Consider the following 7720-nt stretch of genomic DNA (forward strand, 5'->3'; position numbering starts at 1 on the left):
CATGAACTCTCCTCAGCGGCAAGCGACTTGAGTTGTCTGCCCCGCGATTGCATCACTCGTGCGCGATCGCCGCCAGTACGTTCATGCGCGAGGCCCGCAACGCCGGCAGCAGGGCCGCCACGATGCCCACCACCGCCGAGCCGACGACGACCGCCACGAGCGTGCCCCAGGGGATCGCGAGCGCGTTCATGCCCTGCAGGGCGAGGACCTGCTGGGTGCACACGCCCCACACCAGCCCGAGCGCGAGCCCCAGCACCGCCCCGAACACCGCGATCACCACCGACTCCAGGCGGATCATCCGGCGCAGCTGCCGCCGGGCGAGCCCGATGGCGCGCAGCAGCCCGATCTCCCGGGTGCGCTCCACGACCGACAGGGCCAGGGTGTTGACCACGCCGAGCACCGCGATGACGATGGCGAGCCCGAGCAGCGCGTACACGAGGTAGAGCAGGACGGCGATCTGGTCGTGGACCAGGTCCTTGTAGTCGGCGAGGTCGCGCACCTGGACCTGCGGATAGGGGTCGAGCGTCTTCTCCAGGTCGGCGCGCAGCCGGTCGGCGCCGGTGCCGGAGGCGGCGTTGACGTACAGCGCGGAGTCCTGGCCGCCCGGCGCGAACCGTTCCAGGGTGTCCAGGCCGAAGTAGATGCCGCCCTGGGTCCCGAACCCGTCCGCGGAGGCCTGGTCGGTGAGGGCGCCGACGGTCAGCTCGGCGCGCCGCCCGCCCTGGAACTCGACGGGAATCCTGCTGCCGACCCGCACGCCGTGGTCGCGCGCGAAGTCCACGTCCATGCCCAGGTGCCCGGCGGCGAGCGCGGCCGCGGTGCCGCCCCGCGCGTAGGTGATGTGCGCGACCTGGTCGAGCTGCGGGTCGTACCCGGCGGCGGTGGTCTCGACACGCTTGCCGTCCGGCAGCCGTACGGCGATCGGCGCGAACCGGGACCGTACGACGAGCCCGGCGCCCTCGGTGGCGCGCACCGCGTCCGTGACCTCCTGCGGGAACGGCAGGAAGTTGCCGTTCTGCACGACGAAGTCGGCGCCCAGCGTCCTGTCGATCTGGTCGTCGAAGGACTTGGACATGGAGGCGCTGGCCACGGACATCCCGCCGACCAGGGCGAGGCCGACCATCAGGGCGGCCGCGGTGGCGCCGGTGCGGCGGGGGTTGCGCAGGGCGTTGCGCTGGCTCATCCGCCCGATCGAGCCGAAGAGGGCCGGGAAGGCACCGCCCAGCACCCGGATGACCGGACGCACCAGCAGCGGGCCCGCGATGACGGTGGCGAGGAGCGTCAGGACGACGCCGAGGCCGAGGAAGGAGGCCGCGGACGCCGTCCTCGACGAGGCCACACAGCCCACCAGTGCGGCCGCGCCGGCCGCGCCGACGACCCCGCCCACGATCGCCCGCACCCGCAGCGGCTTTCCGATCCCGGAGATCTCGGCGTCCGAGAGGGCCGCCATGGGCGAGACGCCGGCCGCGCGCCGGGCCGGGAGGTAGGCCGCGACGAAGGTGACGCCCACGCCGACGACGTACGCCGCCACGGGGGTGCTCCAGGCGATGACCATCTCGCCGGTGCGGATGTTCATGCCGAAGGCGTTCATGAGCGCGATGAGCCCGACGGCGAGCCCGATGCCCGTCGCGAGCCCGACGGTGGAGCCGACCAGGCCGAGCAGGGTGGCCTCGGTGAGCACCGAGCGGCGGACCTGGCGGCGGTCGGCGCCGAGCGCGCGCAGAAGGCCCAGTTCCCGGGTGCGCTGGGCGACCAGCATGGAGAAGGTGTTGACGATCAGGAAGACGCCCACCAGTACGGCGATGCCCGCGAAGCCGAGCATGACGTACTTGATGACGTCGAGGAATCCGCCCAGTTGGTCCACGTCCGACTTCGCCTGTTCCTCGGCGGTCCGGTACTCGTAGGTGCCCGGGCCGAGCGCGGCGGCCACGCGCTGTTTGAGCCGGTCGTTGCTGACGCCTTCGGCGGCGTCGACCGAGATGCTGGTGGCGGCCTTCGAGGAGCCGAGCAGCTTCGCCTGCGCGGTCGGCGGGTCGAGGTAGAGCAGCGTGGCACCGGGGTTGGTGGTGGTGAACGTGACGATGCCGACGATCCGCACCTTGAACGAGCCGGGCCCCGCGATCACGGTCAGCGGGTCACCGATGCGCAGGTCCTTGCGGTCGGCGGTCTCCGAGTCGAGCAGGGCTTCGGCCGGGCCGTGCGGCGCGTGGCCGGAGGTGAGCTTCACGGGACTGCGCGAGGTCGGGTTCCAGTCGGTGCCGATGGTGGGGGCGCCGGTGGTCGAGCCCACCGACTCGTTCTGCGAGTCGGCGACGGTGATGCCGTCCTCCTCGGCGTCGAAGCGCGCGGCGCCGACCCCGTCGACCCGGGCGACCCGGTCCGCGAGCGCGGCCGGCAGGGTGGCGGTCCGGCCGGACGGGATGGCCTCGCCGAGGTCTTCCTTCGGGCTGATCGTGAGGTCGGGGGCGGTCGTGGCGAAGAGCCGGTCGAAGGTGCGGCTGAGGGTGTCCGAGAAGATCAGGCTGCCCGAGACGAACGCCACGGACAGGACCACGGCCAGCGCGGAGAGCAGCAGGCGTCCCTTGTGGGCGAGGAAACTGCGGAGCGTCGCCTTCAGCACGGGGTCATCCCTCGTCGGGGTCGGCGTCGAACTGGCCGCGGATCACGTCGAACCGCTTCATGCGTTCCAGCACGGCCTCCGCGGTGGGCCGCTCCATGCGGTCCACGATCCGTCCGTCGCCGAGGAAGAGCACCAGGTCGGAGTGGGCGGCGGCGCCCGGGTCGTGGGTGACCATGACGACGGTCTGCCCCAGCTGGTCGACGGCGTCGCGCAGGAACCCGAGGACCTCCAGGCCCGCCCGGGAGTCGAGGTTGCCGGTCGGCTCGTCCGCGAAGATCAGCTCGGGCCGGGAGGCGAGCGCGCGGGCGCACGCGACGCGCTGCTGCTGTCCGCCCGAGAGCTGCGAGGGCCGGTGCCCGAGTCGGTCCCTGAGGCCCAGGGTGTCGATGACCTGGTCCAGCCACTTCTCGTCGGGTTTCTTGCCCGCGATGTCCATGGGCAGGGTGATGTTCTCGGCCGCGGTCAGCGTCGGGATCAGGTTGAACGACTGGAACATGAACCCGATCCGGTCCCGGCGCAGCCGGGTCAGCTCCCGGTCCTTGAGGCCCGTGATCTCGGTGCCGCCGAGCCAGACCTGACCGGCCGAGACGGTGTCGAGCCCGGCCAGGCAGTGCATGAGCGTGGACTTGCCGGAGCCCGAGGGCCCCATGACCGCGGTGAAGCGGCCCCGCGCGATGTCCACGTCCACCGCGTCCAGGGCGAGCACGGCGGTCTCGCCCGAGCCGTACGCCTTGGTCAGACCGCGGGCGCGGGCCGCGATCGCGTCGGCCGGGTCGGTGCTCGGGGCGTCCTCCGCAGCAGTAGCCATGACGCGAGGGTAATGTGATCCGACCCACACTCGACATCCCCCTGGCGGGCGAGGCCGTCTCCACCCCAGGTCGGTCCCCTGATACCCGTGTAAGGGGCACCTGGGCACCTGGGCACCTGGCAGCCGTGGGAGCCCCCTCTTGCCAGTGCTAGCGTTCCGGCGCTAGCTTCGAGGTATGGCGAAGACTCAGCTGAACGTACGGGTGGACGAGGGCACTGCCCGCGCCGCTCGTGAACGTGCCCTCGCCCGCGGCGTGAGCGTCAACCGCTACATCGAGGAACTGGTCATGAAGGACACCGGCGAGGCGGGCCAGGCCTTCGTGGAGGCCGCGGCCGACTTCATGAAGCAGTACGAATCCGTGTTCGCGGAGGAGTTCGGCAAGGACGGCTTCGGCAAGGACAGCAAGGACCACGAGACTCGTTGAGCGATCTGCACATCGATCTCGCCTGGCTGCTGATGCTCGCGGAGCAGAAGACCCCGGGCGATCCCCAGGTCGTCGACTGGGGGGCGCTGGTCGCCGCCGTGGCGCGGCACCAGGCCGAGATCTTCGACATCCCCGTCTACGACAGCCCGCATCTGCGCGCCGCCGCGCTGCTGCAACTGCTCATCCACGTACCGGCGTTGGAGCGCACCAACGCGCTCTTCGCCTGCGCGGTCGGGTACGCCTACCTGGTCGCGAGCGGACTGAGGGTCGTCACCTCGCCCGAACTGGTCCGGGACCTCGCCAAGGTGGCCAAGAAGGGCGACGCCTCGCTGCACGACATCGCACGCGAGCTGCGCCGGTGGACCCTGTGATCAGTCCCCGCTGAGCGGCGGCCGCCAGGCGGTGCCCAGCACGCAGAAGGACGTGGGCAGCGTCGGTCCCTGCTCCGGCATCAACATCCGCCGGTAGGGGCCGAGTTCGAACCCGGAGGCCCGCAGGGCCGCGACCGGGTCACGGGCCAGATGGCAGCCGCCGGCCAGCGGGGGCCACAGCGTGCGGTCCAGGGCACGCTGGGTGAAGCGCATCGCCGGGCCGCCGCCCACGCCGTGCTCGAAGAACCGCACGACCCCGCCCGGCCGCAGCACCCGGCGCACCTCGCCGAGCGCACGCGAGACATCGCGCACACTGCACAGCACCAGCGAGAACACCGCGGCGTCGAAGGCCTCGCTCTTGACGGGCAGCGCCTCCGCGGCCCCGGGCGCCACGTCGACCGGCACCTCCGAGCGCAGGGCCGCCTCCACCGCCAACTGCCGCAGCCGGCGCTCCGGTTCGATCGCCACGACCTCGCAGACCGCGCCGGGATAGTGCGCGAAGTTCAGGCCGTTGCCCGCCCCGATCTCGATCACCCGCCCGGACAGCCCGGCGAGCAGGCGCTCGCGCACACCGGCCATGCCCATCCGCGTCTCGGCGGCGACACTGGCCCGGGCGTAGCACCGGGCGAACAGGGGATGGTGGACGGGATCCCGGGACACCTTGCCGGAACCGGCGGACCGCAGCGCCATGGCTGCCTCCCTCGCAGGACGTGCCTCACTGCGATTGTCCCCCGCGGGACCTCGTCGCACCCCTGCGGGCGCCTACTGCACGAAGTCGCGCACCTGCTCGTAGACGCCGTGGTCGTTGTTCATGTCGGTGTGCGAGACGCACCCGACCTCGACATTGGTCGCGCCGTTCAGGATCGCCGTGGTGTCCGGGGTGAGCGCGTCGTCGCAGTTGGACCAGTAGCTGGCGTAGGTGACGCTGCCCGGCGTCTCGTCGCCGGAGTTGAGGGCCGTGAGGAAGGAGCTGCCGGTGTACATCTCCGCGCACGAGGTGTACAGCCACGAGCACCAGGAGGCCGTGGTCGTCCCGTGGTTGACGCCGGCGGCCGAGACGAAGTCGTCCACGTACGCCGTGCCGCCGAGGTTCTTCAGGTAGTAGCGGGCGCTCAGCGCGCCCATCGAGTGGGTGACCAGGTCGACCTTCGAGGCGCCGGTCGCCTTGAGCACTCGCTGGACCTCGGTGGCCAGCTGCTGGGCGGTGGTCACGTTCGACTGCGACCAGCTGTACGACCAGGCGTCGAGCTCGGACGCGCTGTAACCGTCCGCCTTGAAGTCGGCGATCCAGTCGTCCCAGCTGCTCGCGTCACTGCTGAGCCCGTGCACGAAGACGATGGGGTTGTGGGTCGCCGCATGAGCGGGAACCGCGGCGAAGGAGAGCGACAGAAGGAGAGAAGTGACCACGGCCGTGGCGGCCGCGGCGATGCGACGCCCGAAGCGCTGCATGATGCCTCCTGAGACGGGTGGGGTTGTCAGGAGTGTCAGCGGGGGTCTACGCGCGGCGCATCGGTGAAGTCGCCGGTCTTTACGTGTCAATTAACTCGCCAGTAACGTGAGTTGTGTGGTGACTCCGGTGAACCCTCCGCATCCGTACCGCACTTCGCCACCGCAGCCCGTGATCCAGGCCCTCCCCGAGGGCGTCAGGGTGCGGCTGCTGCGTTCCGTTTACGGCGATCCGCGTGCTGCCGCCGAACTCGTGACGCTGCTGACCGACCGCCAGTCGGCCGGCCTGGACCCGCTCCCCACCGACCCCGTCGACCTCGCCCCGGGCCTGCTGCGCGCGCTACGCGCGCAGATCCGGGCCCTGCCCGACGACACCCGCCTCCTCCTGCTCCTCGCGGCGGCCGACCAGTACCCGGTGGCCACCCACGCCTTCCCCCGCGCGGTCACGGCCGCCCGCCTGGACACCCGCCCGCTGGAGAGCGCGGAGGCGGTCGGCGTGGCGCACTCGGGGGCGGGCGGAGTCGTCTTCCGGGACGCCTGGACCAGGATCGCGGCGTACGAGTCCGGTTCTCCGGCCGACCGCCGTGACGTCCACCGCCTGCTGGCCCGCGTGCTGCACGGCGACGGAGAGACTCCCCGTCGGGCCTGGCATCGCGGCGTGGGGGCGCTCGGCCCGAGCGGACGGCTCGCGGCGGAGCTGCGCGGTGCCGCGGACAGGGCCCGCGGCACCGGCCAGCTCGATCTGGCGCGTGCCTTGCTGGAGCGTGCCGCCGCGCTCTGCCCGGATCTGCCGGAGCGCTCCCGTCTGGTGACACGTGCCGCCGCCGACGCCTGGCAGGCCGGCGACGGCGACCGGGCCCGCCGTCTCGCGGCCGACGGCACGGCCGACGACGCCCTCTCGGGCCTGTTCGCGCTGCGCGCGGGCAACGCCACGGAGGCGTTCGACGCGCTCCTGGGGGCAGCGGCGCACCGCGCGAGACCCGGGGGAGGGAACGATTCTCCAGAGGCGGGGGAGACAGCACGTGCCGCCGACATGTCCTCCGACCCCGCCCCTCACCTCCTCGCCCGTGCCACCGAAGCCGCCATCTACACCGGTGACCTGCGCCGCTGCCGGGAGGCCGCCCGGGTCGCCGGGCGGCTCGGGATCGTGCCGCCCGGCACGCTCGGCGGACTCGCGGCCGCCTGCGAGGGGCGCTACGAGGACGCCCGCGACCTCCTGCGGGCGGCGGCCGGACACTGCGGCCCCGGCGGCGACCCCACCCTCCTCCTCCATGCCGGCATCGCCGCCCTGATGCTCGGCGACCACACCCGCGCCGCCACCGCAACCCTCCGGGCCGCCGCCTCGGCCCGCGCCCGGGGCGCGATCGCCGTCGTGGCACAGGCCATGGAGTTCCGCGCCTACGCCGACTTCTGGACCGGCCGTCCCCAGGCCGGACAGGCCGCCGCGGCGGAGGCCCTGCACCAGGCACACGCCACCGGACAGGACAACGGCGCCTGTCATCTCCAGGCCGCCCTCGCCATGTTCGCCGCGATCACCGGAGACGCCGACGCCTGCCGTGCCCGCGCCGCCGCCGCACGCTCGTACGCCCTGGCCCGGGGACTCGGCCTGCCCGCCGCCCTCGCCCAGTGGGCCCTCGCCTTCCTCGACCTCACCGACGGCCGCTTCGCCGGTGCGGCGGCCCGGCTGCGCGCCCTTGCCGGGTTCGGGCCCGGCCACGGGCACCGGGCCATCCGGCACCTGGCCACCCCGCACTACGTCGAGGCCGCCGTCCGCACCGACGACACCCGGATCGCGCGCGGCGCCCACGCCGACTATCACCGCTGGGCGACGGCCGTGGACAGCCCCGACGACCTCGCCCTCAGCGCCCGCTGCCGAGCCCTGCTGGCCCCCGGCGAGGAGGCCGTGCAGCACTACCGCACCGCCCTCGACCTCCACGCGCACGGCACCCGCGACTTCGAACGAGCCCGCACGGAGCTGCTGTTCGGCAGCGCCCTGCGCCGGCTGCGCCACCGCACGGAGGCACGCGACCGCCTCCGGAGCGCCCTGGAGG

The 7720-nt window shown here is 72.8% G+C and carries 7 protein-coding genes; 3 read left to right on the forward strand and 4 right to left on the reverse strand.

From position 1 onward, the window contains the following. Positions 1-52: 52 nt before the first annotated feature. Both EHS43_RS31545 and EHS43_RS31550 read right to left on the reverse strand, forming a co-directional pair. On the reverse strand, positions 53-2620 hold the full coding sequence (locus EHS43_RS31545) for an ABC transporter permease (RefSeq protein WP_125194100.1): 2568 nt from the start codon (positions 2618-2620) through the stop codon (positions 53-55). Between the two features lie 4 nt (positions 2621-2624). Then, positions 2625-3428, reverse strand: a complete 804-nt coding sequence (locus tag EHS43_RS31550) for an ABC transporter ATP-binding protein (RefSeq protein WP_125194101.1) — start codon at positions 3426-3428, stop codon at positions 2625-2627. A 175-nt stretch (positions 3429-3603) separates the two neighbouring features. On the opposite strand from EHS43_RS31550, the gene EHS43_RS31555 reads away from it, so the two are divergent. Both EHS43_RS31555 and EHS43_RS31560 read left to right on the forward strand, forming a co-directional pair. Further along, positions 3604-3852 carry an antitoxin gene (locus tag EHS43_RS31555; protein ID WP_125194102.1) on the forward strand — a complete coding sequence of 83 codons (249 nt, stop codon included), beginning with the start codon at positions 3604-3606 and terminating at the stop codon, positions 3850-3852. Then, positions 3849-4223 (forward strand): fic family toxin-antitoxin system, toxin component, encoded by a 375-nt coding sequence (locus tag EHS43_RS31560; protein WP_125194103.1) that lies wholly within the window; start codon positions 3849-3851, stop codon positions 4221-4223. Before EHS43_RS31555 ends, EHS43_RS31560 begins: the two co-directional genes overlap by 4 nt. Here the strand turns inward: EHS43_RS31560 and EHS43_RS31565 are convergent, their stop codons facing one another. Together EHS43_RS31565 and EHS43_RS31570 are read right to left on the reverse strand one after the other, a co-directional pair. Next, positions 4224-4913, reverse strand: coding sequence for a class I SAM-dependent methyltransferase (locus tag EHS43_RS31565; protein WP_125194104.1), 690 nt, complete (start codon positions 4911-4913; stop codon positions 4224-4226). It lies immediately after the preceding gene. Positions 4914-4985: 72 nt separating this feature from the next. Beyond that, complete coding sequence (locus EHS43_RS31570; protein WP_125194105.1) at positions 4986-5672, reverse strand: triacylglycerol lipase; 687 nt, start codon at positions 5670-5672, stop codon at positions 4986-4988. Between the two features lie 115 nt (positions 5673-5787). Here EHS43_RS31570 and EHS43_RS31575 point away from each other — a divergent pair. Continuing rightward, positions 5788-7720 (forward strand): LuxR family transcriptional regulator (locus tag EHS43_RS31575; RefSeq protein ID WP_260470801.1); only part of this gene is annotated, 1933 nt, incomplete at its 3' end.

Origin of the sequence: Streptomyces sp. RP5T (genome assembly GCF_003933965.1) — a bacterium.
Taxonomy (GTDB): Bacteria; Actinomycetota; Actinomycetes; order Streptomycetales; family Streptomycetaceae; genus Streptomyces.